Annotated in this window: 9 protein-coding genes; all 9 read left to right on the top strand. The window is 47.1% G+C overall.

All coding sequences use genetic code 11. The annotated features are described in order from the left end of the window. Positions 1 to 26: 26 nt before the first annotated feature. Positions 27 to 4,778: a DUF6701 domain-containing protein gene (locus tag OM978_RS18965; RefSeq protein WP_264343901.1), complete on the top strand. Its 4,752-nt coding sequence runs from the start codon at positions 27 to 29 to the stop codon at positions 4,776 to 4,778. A gap of 286 nt (positions 4,779 to 5,064) precedes the next feature. Further along, positions 5,065 to 6,108: a rod shape-determining protein gene (locus tag OM978_RS18960; RefSeq protein WP_046521342.1), complete on the top strand. Its 1,044-nt coding sequence runs from the start codon at positions 5,065 to 5,067 to the stop codon at positions 6,106 to 6,108. Between the two features lie 14 nt (positions 6,109 to 6,122). Next, positions 6,123 to 7,010, top strand: coding sequence for a rod shape-determining protein MreC (mreC, locus tag OM978_RS18955; RefSeq protein WP_264343900.1), 888 nt, complete (start codon positions 6,123 to 6,125; stop codon positions 7,008 to 7,010). Next, entirely contained in the window at positions 7,010 to 7,492 is a 483-nt protein-coding gene (gene mreD, locus OM978_RS18950; RefSeq protein ID WP_046521340.1) for a rod shape-determining protein MreD, read from the top strand. Before mreC ends, mreD begins: the two co-directional genes overlap by 1 nt. Before the next feature lie 8 nt (positions 7,493 to 7,500). Beyond that, entirely contained in the window at positions 7,501 to 8,064 is a 564-nt protein-coding gene (locus OM978_RS18945; protein WP_264343899.1) for a Maf family protein, read from the top strand. Next, a complete protein-coding gene (gene rng, locus OM978_RS18940) occupies positions 8,061 to 9,530 on the top strand; it encodes a ribonuclease G (RefSeq protein ID WP_264343897.1) in 1,470 nt (489 codons plus the stop codon). Before OM978_RS18945 ends, rng begins: the two co-directional genes overlap by 4 nt. After that, on the top strand, positions 9,530 to 13,504 hold the full coding sequence (locus OM978_RS18935; protein ID WP_264343896.1) for a YhdP family protein: 3,975 nt from the start codon (positions 9,530 to 9,532) through the stop codon (positions 13,502 to 13,504). The genes rng and OM978_RS18935 overlap by 1 nt, the downstream gene beginning before the upstream one ends. Continuing rightward, entirely contained in the window at positions 13,497 to 14,336 is an 840-nt protein-coding gene (locus OM978_RS18930) for a carbon-nitrogen hydrolase family protein (protein ID WP_264343895.1), read from the top strand. Before OM978_RS18935 ends, OM978_RS18930 begins: the two co-directional genes overlap by 8 nt. After that, positions 14,333 to 15,772, top strand: coding sequence for a metalloprotease TldD (gene tldD / locus OM978_RS18925; protein WP_233079816.1), 1,440 nt, complete (start codon positions 14,333 to 14,335; stop codon positions 15,770 to 15,772). Before OM978_RS18930 ends, tldD begins: the two co-directional genes overlap by 4 nt. Positions 15,773 to 15,908: the final 136 nt, after the last annotated feature.

The raw sequence follows: 15,908 nt of genomic DNA, 5'->3' as shown, positions 1-15,908 counted from the left end.
CTTTTACGAAAGAGTGAGGTAGCTGTATGAAACTATTGTTGTGGGTGGCTACCGGCTTTCTGCTTTTTGCGAATTTGCCTGCTTTTGCCGCCACTATTAACTTCAATATCAGCCCAACTAACCTGACCTCACTAAATAGCAGTGGAACTTGTAGTGGCAGCTGGTCTTACAATGCCTTTAACCGAACTTTTACCTGTTCAGGCCAAATCAGCTTTGCGAGTGGCGACCAAATCGCAACCAATACCAGCTCTGGCATTAACTTGTCTGCCAACGCCGGTATTTCTGCAACGAACAACCTGATTGGCAGCAGTTCTAACCGTATCAGTCTGGTCAGCTCTTATGGTCAGATCCAAATTTATGGCCAGACTCAGCTTTTTGGCCATATTCAAACTGAAAGTGGTGGTGTGCTTGTGCAGGGCACCAGTAACGCGGTGCGAGCCAGTATCACGGGAAACATCAGCTCTGAGGCTGCTGTCAGTGTGCAGAACCTGAATCAAACAGGTAATATTCTGGCGACTTATGGCAGCCTTACGCTAACGAATACCAGTTTAACAGGAAGTCTGACTACCTCAGGAACTGGTTCTGTCAGCAGCAGCTCAGTCAGTGGGGCTGTCAGTATTCGAAATGGCATTACCAGCTCAGCGAGTCAATACGGCTCAACTGTGACAGTCACCAACGGGGCGTTGAATACCAGTAACAGCACTTATAATGCGAATGTCACTATCAGCAGTAATATCACCACCAACAACGATGTTTTCTTAGCTGATGTTACCAGTACAAATGGAGCTTTAAATCTGACAGGTGGCTCAGTCACCGGCATGATCACTACGCCTTGTTGTACCTTAACCACCAATAATACCGACCTTGCCGGAGGCGCTACTGTGCAATCTGGCATTAGCATCACTGGCGGTACTATCTCAGGTGACTACACTATGACGTCCAACAACCCTGCCGTAGTGAATAATGTCACTATGACCAGTGGTTCCATTACCAGCGCCAGTACTGTCACTATCAATAACAGTACGTTGGGTTCAGATACTTCTCCTGTCTTAGTGACCTCGGTTTCCGGCAGTATTTCAGTGAATAACTCGCAAGTTTATGGCGACTTAGTCACGCCTGACTATGACAAGGTCTATGTCAACGGTAGCAGTGAGGTGATTGGCTCCTGTATTCCTGTGGACGAGCCTTTGTATGCCTGTGGTGGTGTAGGTACGGTAACCAGAGATTCCTACTGGCGTTTTGATGAAGTGCTTTGGAATGGCAGCGCTGGTGAAGTGAAAGACTCTTCATTGGAGGCCAAGCATGGCCGTGCTGTTAACAGTGCCGTTGTTGCTCAGTTATTCCCGTCACCTGCTTCCTGTACTTATGGCGATTTTCAGGCGACAGGTACGTTCAGCCATCCTTTTGTGGATATAGCCAGAAACAGCTATTTCCACAACAGTGATGAATTTGGTTTTACCTTGTGGCTAAAAATGAGTGCTGCTGCTCAGGCTTCGGGTAGCCAGACTATTATGGCTTACGGTGGTGCAGTCAGTGGTTTAGCCGGGCGTTTTCAATTAACCCGCGAGTCAGGCGGCAATTTAAGGTTTTCAGTCCGGATGACAGGCGGCGGTGTTCGTTATGTTGAAACCAGTGGTACCGCTATTTTTAATGATCAGTGGCAGCACATTGCGTTCAGCTATAGTAAAAATAACAGACGGATGCGGCTTTACGTGAATAATCAACTGGTGGATGGCGTACCGGACAGCACTATAGGCGACAGTGACAGTGCAAAAACGCCCAATGACGGCACTGGGAATTTTGCTATCGGTGCCTTGCCGGATGGAACAGCAGGTATTCGTGGCCAAATTGATGAAGTCAGATTTTATGATCGGGAGCTGCTGACATCTGATATCAAAAATATGTACGAGCAAGTCGCTACTTGTATCAATGAATGTTTTACAGAAAACTTTGCCAACGATGCAAACTGGTATTTAACACAACGCAACAGCACGCCTCCTTCATTAAGAACCTCTCCCAGTCGTTTGCGGCTGACTGAAAACACCTTAAATCAGGCCACTTCTATCACCTTTAAGCGTAGCTTCCCTGCCGCTGGCAATAAAATGACCATAGAGTTTGATCATTATGCTTATGGTGGTGGTATCAATGGAGCTGATGGTATTGCTGTTGTATTGTCCGATGCTGCAATAGCCCCGGTTCCTGGCAGTTACGGTGGTAGCCTTGGTTATGCGCAACGCACCAATGTCAGCCCGGCACAGAATGGTTTTTCCGGAGGCTGGCTCGGTATAGGTTTTGATGAGTATGGTAGTTTTTCTCAGGCCACGGAAGGACGGGTTGGTGGTACAACGGCTCGTCCTCAAGCTATAGGGGTCAGGGCTGCAAGCAGTACTAACTATGGCTGGCTTGGTGGCACCACTACCTTGTCTCCTATACTGAGTTCAACCGGTAGCACGCTAGCCCGAGGGGACAGATACAGAATTACTATTGATTCCAGAATCGCAAGCCCACAAACGGTTTCGTTCCAGTTGGAAAGACGCCTGGCTGGTGGTTCTAGTTACAGTACTTTGCTGACATCATCGAATTTGCTTAGTTTGGGCCAGCCAGCCCCTCCGGCCAATTTGTTGCTTTCCTACACAGGTTCCACAGGCGACAATACGAATTTCCATGAAATTACTAATATTCAGGTTTGTACACAGCAGCCTTCTGCTCCGATAGAGCTGGGGTCACAATTACACCATATAGAGTTTAGTTACCCGGCTTCGCCCTTAACCTGCAACCCAACCGAAGTCATTATTAAGGCTTGTGCCAATGCGTCTTGTACAGAGCTGTATACTTCTCCTGTGACGTTAAACCTTGCGGCAGTTGGCGGCAGTTGGAGTGGCACTAATCCTTTTACTTTTACCGGTTCAACATCAAAAAACTTAATTAAAACGACAGCAGGGAGTTTTACACTGGCTGTCACATCGTCGAGTGTCACTCCTACCAATGCTGTGCAATGTCTGCAAGGGGGGGCAGCTGATGATTGTATTTTTACAGTGGCAGACAGCGGTTTTGTATTTAATGTGCAAGATATGATTGCCAACCAGTCACAGAATGTAGTGATAAGCGCAGTGCGCAAAGATAACTCTAGCCAGCAGTGTGTCCCTGCGTTCGCAAGTGTGACTAAAGCCGTCAAACTCTGGTCCGACTATATAGACCCAGTCGCATCCGGCCGACCAGAAAGTCGTTCCGTTCTGGTGGATACTGTGGCAATAGCTCAATCTGAGGGGGCTGCACAAACAAGAAACCTGAGTTTTAATGCCAGCGGTCAGGCCACTGTATCATTGAATTATATTGATGCAGGCCAAATGCAATTTAATGCTCGTTATGACGGAGCTGGTTCAGATACCGGGTTGGTGATGACAGGCTCTGATCAATTTATCGCCCGGCCTGCCGGTCTTTGTGTGCAGGAGGGGAATACTATTACAGCCCCCGTCAGTTGTGCTTCTCCTTATACCAACTGCAATGCCTATAAAAAAGCGGGTGAAACTTTTAATCTATCAGTGATAGCCAAAGCTTCGGCTAATAATGGTGATACGAACCTTTGCGGAAATACATTAAACACTCCGAATTTCCGGCTGAATACTATCGGACTGAGCCGCAATTTAGTGGCGCCATTGGTTTCGCAGGGGGCTAGTACAGGTTCTTTAAGTTTAGCCTCGTATAACCATGTTGCTGCGGCTGGTGGCGTCACCACCATAGCTCCATCTGTATCTGAAGTAGGTGTTTTTAGCTTTACCGCTTCTCCTGCTACAAATGGTTATTTTGGCTATACCATTCCAAGTGCAACCAGTGCCGCTATTGGGCGTTTTATTCCGGCTTATTTCACTGCCACGCCTGCGACAGCTGTGATTCCTGCTCTGCAAAACTGTAGTAATTTCCATTATCTGGGGCAGTCTATGCAGTATCAGACCAATCCATCTGTGGTTTATGAAGCCCGAAATATGCAAGGTATAACCACCCAAAACTATGCTCATAGTTTTTTCCGTGCAGGTAACTGGGCTGGGCCAGCAACTACTACAACGACGTCCTATAGCGACGCCGCTGTTTCTTTGAGTTCCCCAGTGGCGGTCAGCAGGGGCAATTTTGCTCTGAGCAACCAAAGCAATGCGTATGATGGCCTGTTCAGCCTTACCCTAAGTGGTGATGTGCTGAGTTATTTGCGGCCTGTAGAGCCGGATTATCCTGCTCCTTTTGTACCTCAGTTGAAATTGAATCTCTTAGCCGGACAATGGGCGGATCAGGATGGTGTCTGTGTCAAAACTACAGATGCTGGTCTGTGTCAGAAAGTTGAGGTTGGCATCACAGCTCCTACTCAGAAGTATGGCCGTTTAGTGATTAAAGGTGGCAATGTGGCGGATGCTGCCCCAGCTTCAACTCTGGTGCCGTTAGAGTTCAGAACAGAATTTTGGTCTGGTACAGCTTTTGTTGTGAATATCGATGACAGCTGTACGACTATAGATCCTGCTTCAGTCAGTTTTAGTACTGCAGGCTTAGGAGTAACGGGAAGCAGCTATCCACTGAGTTCAGGTTTGACTGGGGCTACATCTCTTAGTGCAACGATTCCGGGCGGTTCAACAGGTGTCTGGCCAGTATTTTATGCTGCCCCTGACTGGTTGAAATACAACTGGCTGGAGGAAAATGGCAGTCAGGTTGCAGATAATCCATTTTCTGAAGTCAGTGTTGGCCGTTACCGTGGCAACAAACGTCAAATCTTCTGGCAGGAGCGGCTGAACTAACCTATTCGGGTCAGAGTAAAATTAAATGCATACCTTTAGTTTTACTCTGACTTTGATGCGCTGAATATTTCTGTGGACCTGTTTATTTTTATATTTCTGCTGCGATAAAACTTAAATTACTCAGTCTTGTCTGATGACTAAACATTTGGCTTTTCAATGGCTTTGGTTTAATTTGGTAAAAACTAAAGATAAAGCTATTTTCTTGGCGTTTTGTTACTTAAAATAAGCCCCATTTCGTCGGGCACCTTGTGTCACCACCTCTTAGTTAAAAGGATTAGTCTGTTCCATGTTAAATAAATTGCGTGGTCTGTTTTCAAATGATCTGTCGATCGACCTGGGGACAGCCAATACACTCATCTATGTAAAAGATCAGGGCATCGTTCTGAACGAGCCTTCAGTTGTTGCTATTCGTCAGGAGCGTACTGGCGGACCTAAGAGTGTTGCGGCCGTTGGCCACGCAGCTAAGCGTATGCTTGGCCGTACTCCTGGCAATATCAAAGCCATTCGCCCAATGAAGGACGGTGTCATCGCCGACTTCTATGTGACTGAAAAAATGCTGCAGCATTTTATCAAACAAGCGCACAGCAACAGCTTCCTGCGTCCAAGCCCACGTGTACTGGTTTGTGTGCCTTGTGGTTCTACCCAGGTTGAACGCCGTGCTATCCGTGAATCTGCTCAGGGTGCTGGCGCCCGTGAAGTCTACTTAATTGACGAGCCAATGGCTGCTGCTATCGGTGCAGGTTTACCTGTATCTGAAGCGACTGGTTCTATGGTGGTCGACATAGGTGGTGGTACTACTGAAGTTGCCATTATCTCTCTGAACGGTGTGGTGTATTCCTCATCAGTTCGTATTGGTGGTGATAAGTTTGACGACGCCATCATCAACTACATTCGTCGTAACTACGGTATTCTGATTGGTGAAGCCACTGCAGAACGTATCAAAACAGAAATTGGTTCAGCTTACCCAAGCGACGAAATTCTGGAAATTGAAGTACGTGGCCGTAATTTGGCTGAAGGTGTACCTCGCAGCTTTACCATGACCAGCAACGAAATTTTAGAAGCTTTACAAGAGCCTCTGGCTGGTATCGTTTCTGCCGTTATGGTTGCTTTGGAACAATCTCCGCCAGAGCTGGCTTCTGATATTTCAGAGCGTGGCATGGTATTAACTGGTGGTGGCGCTTTATTGCGTGATTTAGACCGTCTGTTAATGGAAGAAACCGGTATTCCTGTGGTTGTAGCCGATGACCCGCTGACTTGTGTTGCTCGTGGTGGCGGTAAAGCCTTAGAAATGATCGACATGCATGGCGGTGATGTGTTTAGTTACGACTAACAAGTCAGTCCTGAATGAAACCTATCTTTGAGCGCGGCCCATCTCTGCCATTACGGCTGTTTTTTGCAGTCTTATGCAGCGTTGGGCTGATGACGCTGGACAGATTCACCGACAGCTCCACACAGTTGCGTAGTTATTTAACCGCAACTGTGAGCCCTTTGTATTACATGGCTAATTTACCTCAAGCCATGATGTCCGATGCCTCTGAACAATTTATGTCTCACCAGCGTTTACTGGAACAAAACCAGAAGCTGCGTGAAACCTTGCTTCGCCAAAATACCCAGATGCAGCGCCTGCAATTTTTACAGCAGGAAAACGACAAATTACGTTCCCTGTTAGGTTCTGTGCCTGTTGCTGACAGTAAGCGTCTGGTGGCCGAAGTATTGGCCGTATACAGTCATCCGTTCAGTAACCAGATAGTGATCAATAAAGGCAGCAACGACGGTGTCGTCGCACAGCAACCTTTAATTGATGATTTGGGTGTACTGGGACAAATCGTCAGTGTTGGGCCAACCAGCAGCCGCGCATTATTAATTTCTGATACCACTCATGCGATATCCTTACGGGTTGAACGTAACGGCGATCATGTGGTGGCTGAAGGATTAGGTCAGTCGGACGAAGTGCGTCTGATGCATATTCCGCACAGCGCAGATATTCAGCAAGGCGATAAACTGATCACCTCAGGTCTGGATGGTATTTTCCCAGAAGGTTATCCGGTGGCTGAAGTGGTAAGAATTAGTCGTAATGCACAACAGCCATTTTTGCAGGTCTATGCACGGCCTTATGCCCAACTTGATCGTATTCGTTATGTGTTATTAGTCTGGCCTAAAGCTAAACCGGAAATTGACGAGCAAATAGCTCCGCCTGATGCGCAAGCTTCCGCTGTGGCAGGAGATCGCTGATGGAAAAGTCGCATCGTTTATATCTGGTGTATTTATCCCTGATGTTCTCCCTGGTATTGGCCGTTGTACCTTTGCCTGCCATGGTGAAATTATTCCGGCCTGACTGGCCTTTGCTGGTGCTGTTTTATTGGGCTTTGGCTTTGCCATTTCGGGTCAGCATAGGCACGGCCTTTGTAGTAGGTTTTTTGCTGGATGTTTTGGTCGGCACTGTGCTGGGTGTTAATGCGCTGGCCTATTCAATCATCATTTATTTCTGCTCGGCCCATCATCTAAAAATCCGGAATTTCTCTATTTTGCAGCAAAGCTTAGTCATAGCTCTGTTTTTAGCTTTTTATCATTACTTCATTTTTTGGCTCAGCCACTTCTTAACAGGCGTTGTTTTTACCATGGCCTATTTATGGCCTGTGGTGACCGGAGCTGCGGTCTGGCCTTGGATCTTTTGGTTATTACGCCGTATCCGCCGCCAGTTTAAAATTCATTGAGTGTCTTTATGATTGCCCTTGCCTCCGCTTCACCCCGTCGCCGTGAATTATTAGGCCAGTTGCAGCAGGATTTTGTGCTGGTCAGCGGTACTATTGATGAAACTCAACTTGCAGGCGAAAACGCTGATCAGTATGTACTGCGCTTAGCACAACAAAAAGCACGGGCAGGTTTTTCCAGTCAAAACACTCCACTTCCTACCTTAGGCGCCGATACCATAGTGCAGGTGGATGAATTAGTTTTAGGTAAACCTGTGGATTTGGCTGATTTTCAGCGCATGATGAGGTTATTATCAGGTCGTAGCCATTGGGTGAAAACAGCAGTGGCTATTGCAACGGCACAAGGCACTATCAGCACGACAGTCGCGACTCAAGTCTGGTTTAAAGACTTGTCAGAACAGGAAATTTTTTGGTACTGGAATACAGGCGAACCTGCTGATAAAGCTGGCGGTTACGGTATTCAGGGTCTGGCTGGTCAGTTTGTCCAGCGCATAGATGGCAGTTACTTTGCTGTGGTAGGTTTGCCTTTATATGAAACCGCACAGTTGCTGCTCAAACTGAAGGATGCACCATGAGCGCAGAATTACTGATCAACGTCACGCCAAGTGAAACCCGTGTGGCTTTGATTGAAAACGGTGTGCTACAGGAAGTGCATATTGAGCGCCAGGCTAAACATGGTCTGGTTGGTAATATTTATATGGGCAAAATCAGTCGTGTTTTGCCTGGTATGCAAGCCGCTTTTGTTGATATTGGTTTAGATAAAGCTGCCTTTTTACATGCCTCCGATATTGTCACTGCAGGTTTAAATATTGCGGACGCTGAACTCAAATCAGGTCCGGTCAAAGATATTCGTCTTTTGGTGCATGAAGGTCAGTTTTTATTGGTGCAGGTGGTGAAAGATCCTTTAGGTACCAAAGGTGCTCGTTTAACTACAGATATCACCTTACCAAGCCGTCATCTGGTATTTATGCCGGGTTCTGCTCATGTGGGTGTATCGCAGCGTATAGAAAGTGAAGCTGAGCGTCAGCGTTTAAAAGATATTGTCAGTACTTGTCTGGATGAAACCGGTGGCTACATAGTTCGTACCGCAGCCGAAGGCGCTGGTGAAGATGAACTGCTGCACGACGGTAAGTTTTTACAAAAGCTCTGGGCCAAAGTGCTTAAGCGCAAAAAAAACGCCCGCAAAGAAACCATGTTGTATGAAGAGTTAACGCTGGCGTACCGTATTCTGCGTGATTTTGTCGGCTCTGATTTAGAGCGGGTGCGCATCGACAGCAAGCTGACTTATCAGCAGTTGCATGCTTTCACAGAAGAATTTGTACCAGAGATGACTGCGCGGCTGGAGTATTATCCGGGCGAGCGGCCTGTGTTTGATTTATTTGATGTGGAAAATGAAATTCAGCGTGCGCTGGAGCGTCGGGTCATGCTGAAAAGTGGCGGTTATCTGATGATTGATCAAACCGAGGCCATGACCACTATAGACGTCAATACCGGTGCTTTTGTTGGGCATCGTAACTTAGAAGAAACCATTTTTAACACCAATACTGAAGCCACTCAAGCTATAGCCCGTCAGTTACGGTTACGGAATCTCGGCGGCATTATTATTATCGACTTTATCGATATGCAAAGCGAAGAGCACCAAAAACGCGTGTTGCACAGTTTAGAAGTGGCATTGGGCCGGGATAAAACCAAAACCAATATCCATGGTTTCTCTGCGCTGGGTTTGGTGGAAATGACCCGCAAACGCACCCGCGAAAGTCTGGAACATGTGCTTTGTGGTGAATGTCCAATTTGTGCTGGTCGTGGCAGTTTAAAAACTGTTGAAACTGTCTGTTTTGAAATATTGCGCGAAATAGTGCGGGTAAACCGGGCTTATGTCGCAGATAAATTTGTGGTTTATGCTTCACCTGCGGTAAAAGATGCGTTAATTAATGATGAATTTCATAGCATGGCTGAGCTCGAAGTGTTTATTGGTAAACAAATCAGTGTCGTGATCGAACCTCAATACGGTCAGGAACAATTCGATGTGGTGATGATGTAGTGCGGACTGTCAAACAGGCCTGGTTTTATTGCTTACACAAAGTCTGGATCTGCTTTGCTATCTTCGTAGTGTTGATGGCCACCTTAGTCTCAGCTTTACGTTTTGGTCTGCCTTACGCCCCCGGTTATAAAACCGATATTGAACACTGGATCAAAACTGAATACGGCACCGAAGTACGTATCGGCGCTTTGTCGGCTGGCTGGCAAGGCACAGGACCTGCTTTGGTTTTGCAGCAACTTGAAGTATTGGACAGTAACTATCAGCCACAGCTGACTGTAAAGGAAACCGGGATCCGGCTGGATTTCTGGCGATCACTGCGCTCCATGAAACTCAGTGCTGCTCACTTTGAGCTGACAGGCTTAACCTACAGAGTGGATGCTCAGCGTTGGTTAGGCACTGGGGTGGCAACGCCTTCGGATAATCAGCAGTTATTTGATGCCTTGCAGGATCTGTTTTTTAAGCAGCTGCAGCATTTTTCTGTACTCGACAGCCAACTGGTGTTTAACAATGCACAAGACGAAGATATCCGGCTTGAAATCAAAGCGCTGAACTGGCAAAACGATGGTGAACGCCATCAGGGCTGGGGCGAGCTGTCCGTGGCTGATGTGACGGCCAATACCTTATCTTTTATTATCGATTTAACCGGTGAGCCATCCAAAGCTCAGGGCCAGTTGTATCTGGCCAGTCAGCAACTGGATTTGTTGCCCTGGTTCCAGCAGTTATTACCACAAACCCGTAAGCTCAATAGCGCCAAACTCAACTTTGCGGCCTGGGGTGATATTAAAGCCGGTAAGTTGCAACAAATTGACGTGGCATTGTCCGACAATAACGTCGGCTGGCTGAAAGATGGCGTCTGGAACAAAGTGGCGCTGTCTGATGGTTACCTGCGTTGGGTGCCTATGGCCAAAGGCTGGAGTTTAAGTTCCAGCCCTATGACGCTGAGCAACAGCAGCCAAAGTTGGCCAGGTTTACAACTGCAGCTTAATCAGAATGAACTGGGTTATCAGGCGTCATTACAAAATCTGCAACTAGCTGTAGCCCGGCCTTTGCTGGAGCTATTTTCCGACGGTTCAGAGCAGTTGCAATCACTGCTGTCTTACCAACTGGATGGCAAAGTAGAGCGACTGGATTTAGTCACGGAAGATGATCAATGGTACTTATCTGGTCAGTTTAATGAATTCTCCTCAGCTCCAGTGGCTGATGTGCCAGGAGTTCAAGGCTTTCATGGCTCTTTTGTTGCTTCACCGAGTTTTGGCTGGGTCGGATTAAAAGCAGAAGATGGTGCGCTGCAATGGGGCCAGGCTTTTAGTAAAGACTGGACTTACAAAGGCGCAGAGCTGGAACTGGCCTGGCGTAAACGTGCTGGCAACTGGCAAATCTTAGTGCCTTATTTAAGTTTATGGCAGGATGCTTTTAGCCTCGAAGCCGAATTAGTAGTGAATCTCGACGACACACCCAATATGGATTTAGTCGCAGAACTGCATGGTGTGCCAGTACAAAATGCAGAGCAGTTTTTCCCGAAATTCTACATGCCGGAATCTGTGATTAACTACCTTAAACCTGCGCTGCTGTCTGGTGATGTCAGTTCAGGCAAAGTACTGTGGTCAGGCGATTTTTCTGCTTACCCTTATGCCGGAAAAGACGGTGTATTTCAGGCGCTGGCCGATGTGACTAATGCCGAGTTTTTATTTGATGAAAACTGGCCCAGTTTAACGGAGTTATCCGCAGAGTTATTTTTTGAAAATGCCGCCATGCTGATCAGCAGTAAATCAGGTTATCTGGTTGATGCTCCTGTGGATCAGGGAGTGCAAGTCGGCATTCCTGACTTATATAACGCCGATAATTTAATTATTGATATCAAACAACAATTGCTGGCTGAACAAGTCACTACCCTGATGCAGGCTTCACCTTTGCACGATTCTGTCGGTGAAACTCTGGCTTATTTAGGTGTGACAGGGCCTGTCAAAGGCGATGTGCGTCTGACTATAGGTCTGAATGAGCCGACTGTGGATATCAAAGGTGCCATCGACTTTGAGCGTAATGGTCTGGCTTTGTCTGCTCCGGCTTTAGTGGGCGAGAATCTGACTGGCCGTCTTGAGTTTCACAACGACATACTGACGGCTGATGATTTACAGCTTTTTATCAGCAATATTCCAGTGCAGTTTGGCTTTCGTGGCGAACAGCAACAGGACAATTACAAAGTGTCCTTGTTAAGCCAGGGCTTACAGAACAGTCATGAATTGTTATTGAGCTTAGCGCCGCAGCTGGAACACTTTGCTACTGGTCCTCTGAGTTGGCAGTTTAAACTGGACTTATTGTTAGCAGGAGAGGGCTATACCTATCAGGCTGATTTAGCACTGGATTTAACCGACACCGAATTGCTGTTGCCCACGCCTTTAGCGAAAAAACCAGGTCAGGCCGGAACAGTGTTCTGGTCATCCAGCGGCAGTCAGGACAATTCAGTCATAGCTCTGACCTATCAGGATTTAGTATTTTTTGACGCCAGCTATGTGCATGCTCAAGGTCAGATAGGTCGCGCTCATTTAAGTTTAGGCGCCAAAGAAAATGCTGGTTTTGCTGATGGCTTTACCATCAGTGCAAATTTAGATAAAACCGACTTTATGCCCTGGTTTGAGTTAATTCGCCAGCAAGTGAGTCAGCAGTCTGATGAGGCCGGATTGTTACCCGCTTTAACCTCAGTCAATGCTAAAGTGAATACGCTGACTGTGACGGACGATATCCTGTTTGAACAGGTACAACTGCAGTTAAAGCCAGAAGCGGATTCCTGGGTAGCAACTATCAATTCTACCCAAACTAAAGGCCAGTTAAAGTTAGCAAAAGATTTTATGGCGCAGGGTATTGAAGCTAATCTGGAGTTTTTAAAGTTATTCCCTTACGACCCGGTGCAAGCTGAGGCAGAAGCCCTGGCCGCTGCAGAGTCCATCGCTAAACTGACTAAAGAGCAACAAATTGCCAAAGCCCTGGCCGATGTCGTAAAACCCGAACCTATGCCATGGTTAGCCGATTTACCGCCAATAAAACTGGATTGTAAAAGTTGTGTGTTTGGGCCTTTTGATTTGGGCCAACTGACCATGCAAACAGAATCCGATGGCGAGAGCTTAACTATTCAGAGCTTTGAATCACGTTACAAAACACACCAACTGAGTATCAAAGGTGATTGGCAAAAAGATGCAGAAGCTGGTGTCACTACCTTATCTGCTAAATTAACCAGCCCTGATTTTGGTCAGTTGATGAAAGACTACCATTTAAGTTCAGCCATAGCGGGCAGTACTGCTGAAGTACAGATCGACAGTATCAGCTGGGCTGGTGGGCCAACTCAATTTAATTACGCTACTTTAGGCGGCAAACTAAACTGGCAGTTGGGTGAAGGTTCTTTGTCTGAAGTCAGCGACAAAGGTGCGCGCTTATTGTCTTTGTTTAGTCTGGGATCTTTAGTACGTAAGCTGAAGCTGGATTTCAGGGATATTTTCTCCAAAGGCTTTTTCTACACTGAAATGAAAGGTGATTTGCAACTGGATAAAGGCGTGGTGCATACCAATAATACGATGGTAGATGGCGCGGCCGGTAAAATCGAAATTCAGGGCTATGCTGACTTAGTCACCCGGCAGCTAGATTATCAGATGGCCTTTTTACCCAAAATTACCTCGAGCCTGCCTGTTTTAGTGGCTTTGTTGCAGTTTAACCCTGCTACTGGTTTAGCTGCTTTGGCTCTTGATGAACTGGTCGAATCGGCTGAAGTGGTGTCCAAAGTGAATTTTGTCGTCACGGGTAATTTTGATCAGCCTGAAGTTGTGGAAGTGGCGCGTCATACTACGGAAGTTGAAATTCCACGTTCTGATTTGTTAAAAGCCGAACAGGAAAAACGCTTACGTTTGCAGCAGGAGCAAGAGTCGCAGCAACAGCCTGCCAAACCTGCAGCAAACAGCAAAACCAAGGACAAAGCCAATGGCTAACCTCTGGCGTTTATCTGCAGTACAACTGACCAGTGGCCCTGATCCTTTAGTGAATCTGGCCAAAGTGGATACTTTGCTGGCCCAGTTGCCCAAAACAGAACAACATCTGGCGGTATTGCCTGAAGGAGTGGCGGTATTTGCAGGCCCTGAAGGTTTAAACCTGCAACTGGCGGAAGCTTTAGGCTTTGGCCCGTTACAAAAGGCTTATGCGGCTTTAGCAAAAAAACATCAGCTGTATTTATTGGTCGGCACTTTGCCAACCCAAACTTCTGATCCAACACGTTTTGCTGCCAGTAGTCTGTTATACAGTCCAACTGGTGAACTGGTCGCTGATTATCAGAAAATTCATTTATTTGATGCTTTAGTCAATGACAGTAGCAAGCAGTATTTGGAATCAGCCACTACTATGCCGGGTGAGAAGTTAACTCTGGTTCAGGCGCAGCAGTTAAAGCTGGGTATGCTGATTTGTTACGATATGCGGTTTCCCGGATTAGCTCAGGCTTTAGCAGCTCAGGGTATGAATGTGATGGCTGTGCCTTCGGCTTTTACGACAGTGACAGGGGAGGCGCATTGGCATACCTTATTAAGAGCCCGTGCCATAGAAACCCAGAGTTTTGTTGTAGCACCAGCTCAGGTGGGCACTCATAGTAATGGTCGTCAGACCTATGGCCATAGTTTAATTATCGACCCATGGGGCCGTATTCTGGCCGAAGCCGATGGCAGCAGCGAAATGGTGCTGAGTGTCGAAACAGATTTAGATCTTTGCCAGCAGCTGGCAGAGAAAATGCCGGTAAGGCACCACAACAGATTTCAAAGTGAGTTCAAAGCATGAGTAACGTCGAACACAACCTGTTAAGCGCCAGTGACTTAAGCGCCAGTGATTTACAACAAAGCTTAGGCTTTTTGTTTGCGCACAAGCTGGATTACGCCGACCTTTATTTTCAATCCAGTGTGCATGAATCCTGGGGTTTAGAAGATGGTTTAGTGAAAGACGGCTCTTTTAATATTGAACGTGGTGTTGGTGTGCGGGCGATCAGCGGTGAAAAAACCGGTTTCGCTTATGCCGATTCTATTTCTGCAGCGGCTTTAAAACAGGCTGCAGAAGCGGCCCGTGGTATAGCTGGTGCTGGCAAACAAGGTTCAGTGCAGGTATTTAAGCAGCAAACTCAACCACAAATTTATTTGCCTTGTGAGCCACTGCAAAGTTTAGACAATACCGCCAAGGTCGAGCTGCTCAAGCAGATGGAAGTCTATATCCGTAGCCTCGACAGCCGCGCTGAACAAGTGGCTGTCAGCTTATCCGGTGTTTATGAAGAGGTGCTGGTTGCAGCATCCGACGGTACTTTTGCCACAGATATTCGTCCTTTAGTGCGGTTAAACTGTTCGGTACTGCTGCAACACAATGGTCGCCGTGAACGTGGCGGTAGCGGTGGTGGTGCCCGTACCAACTATCAGTATTTCCTTGAAGACGTAAATGGCTCTCCACGCTGGCAGGGTTATGCCCGTGAAGCTGTACGTATGGCTCAGGTGAATTTAACAGCAGTAGACGCGCCAGCTGGCACTATGCCTGTGGTATTAGGTTCTGGCTGGCCAGGCGTGTTATTGCACGAAGCTGTAGGTCATGGTCTGGAAGGTGACTTTAACCGCAAAGGTTCATCCACTTTCGCTGGTCGGGTTGGCGAACAAGTTGCATCCAAACACTGCACTATTGTTGATGACGGCACGTTAGCCCATCGCCGTGGTTCACTGAATATCGACGACGAAGGCACAGCCAGTCAATACAACGTGCTGATCGAAAACGGTATTCTGAAAGGTTATATTCAGGATAAACACAACGCCATGCTGATGAACGTGGCGCCAACAGGCAATGGTCGTCGTGAGTCTTTTGCTCATTTGCCTATGCCTCGTATGACCAATACCTATATGTTGGCAGGTGAATATGATCCACAAGAAATTATCGGCAGCGTGAAAAAAGGTATTTATGCACCGAATTTTGGTGGTGGCCAGGTCGATATCACGTCAGGCAAATTTGTGTTTTCAGCCTCAGAAGCTTATCTGATCGAAGATGGTAAAATCACCACACCTATTAAAGGCGCAACCCTGATTGGCAATGGCCCTGAGGCGATGCAGCAGGTGTCTATGGTTGGTAACGACTTAGCATTGGATGCTGGTGTTGGGGTTTGTGGTAAACAAGGTCAAAGCCTGCCTGTAGGTGTAGGTCAACCTACTTTAAAACTGGATGCCATGACTGTTGGTGGTACCGCTTAACTGCTTTTCAGACGAAAAACACTAGGACTTTGTGCCGTTTTACGGCAAGATCCAGCCCATTATAGATCAAGGGGTCAGAGTTTGTGGTTTGTAATGAACCTGTAACTCTGAGCCCAGACTGAGAATTTCGCCTGCT

This window comes from Rheinheimera sp. MM224 (genome assembly GCF_947090785.1).
GTDB lineage: Bacteria > Pseudomonadota > Gammaproteobacteria > Enterobacterales > Alteromonadaceae > Pararheinheimera.
Note: the sequence above shows the minus strand (reverse complement) of the source record. Positions and strands in the feature narration are given on the sequence as shown.

What these genes read in the sequence shown, in the direction of transcription:
- OM978_RS18930 (WP_264343895.1), top strand. Translation starts at nt 13,497, where the DNA reads ATGGCTAACCTCTGGCGTTTATCTGCAGTACAACTGACCAGTGGCCCT.
- mreC (WP_264343900.1), top strand. Translation starts at nt 6,123, where the DNA reads ATGAAACCTATCTTTGAGCGCGGCCCATCTCTGCCATTACGGCTGTTT.
- rng (WP_264343897.1), top strand. Translation starts at nt 8,061, where the DNA reads ATGAGCGCAGAATTACTGATCAACGTCACGCCAAGTGAAACCCGTGTG.
- mreD (WP_046521340.1), top strand. Translation starts at nt 7,010, where the DNA reads ATGGAAAAGTCGCATCGTTTATATCTGGTGTATTTATCCCTGATGTTC.
- OM978_RS18960 (WP_046521342.1), top strand. Translation starts at nt 5,065, where the DNA reads ATGTTAAATAAATTGCGTGGTCTGTTTTCAAATGATCTGTCGATCGAC.
- OM978_RS18945 (WP_264343899.1), top strand. Translation starts at nt 7,501, where the DNA reads ATGATTGCCCTTGCCTCCGCTTCACCCCGTCGCCGTGAATTATTAGGC.
- tldD (WP_233079816.1), top strand. Translation starts at nt 14,333, where the DNA reads ATGAGTAACGTCGAACACAACCTGTTAAGCGCCAGTGACTTAAGCGCC.
- OM978_RS18965 (WP_264343901.1), top strand. Translation starts at nt 27, where the DNA reads ATGAAACTATTGTTGTGGGTGGCTACCGGCTTTCTGCTTTTTGCGAAT.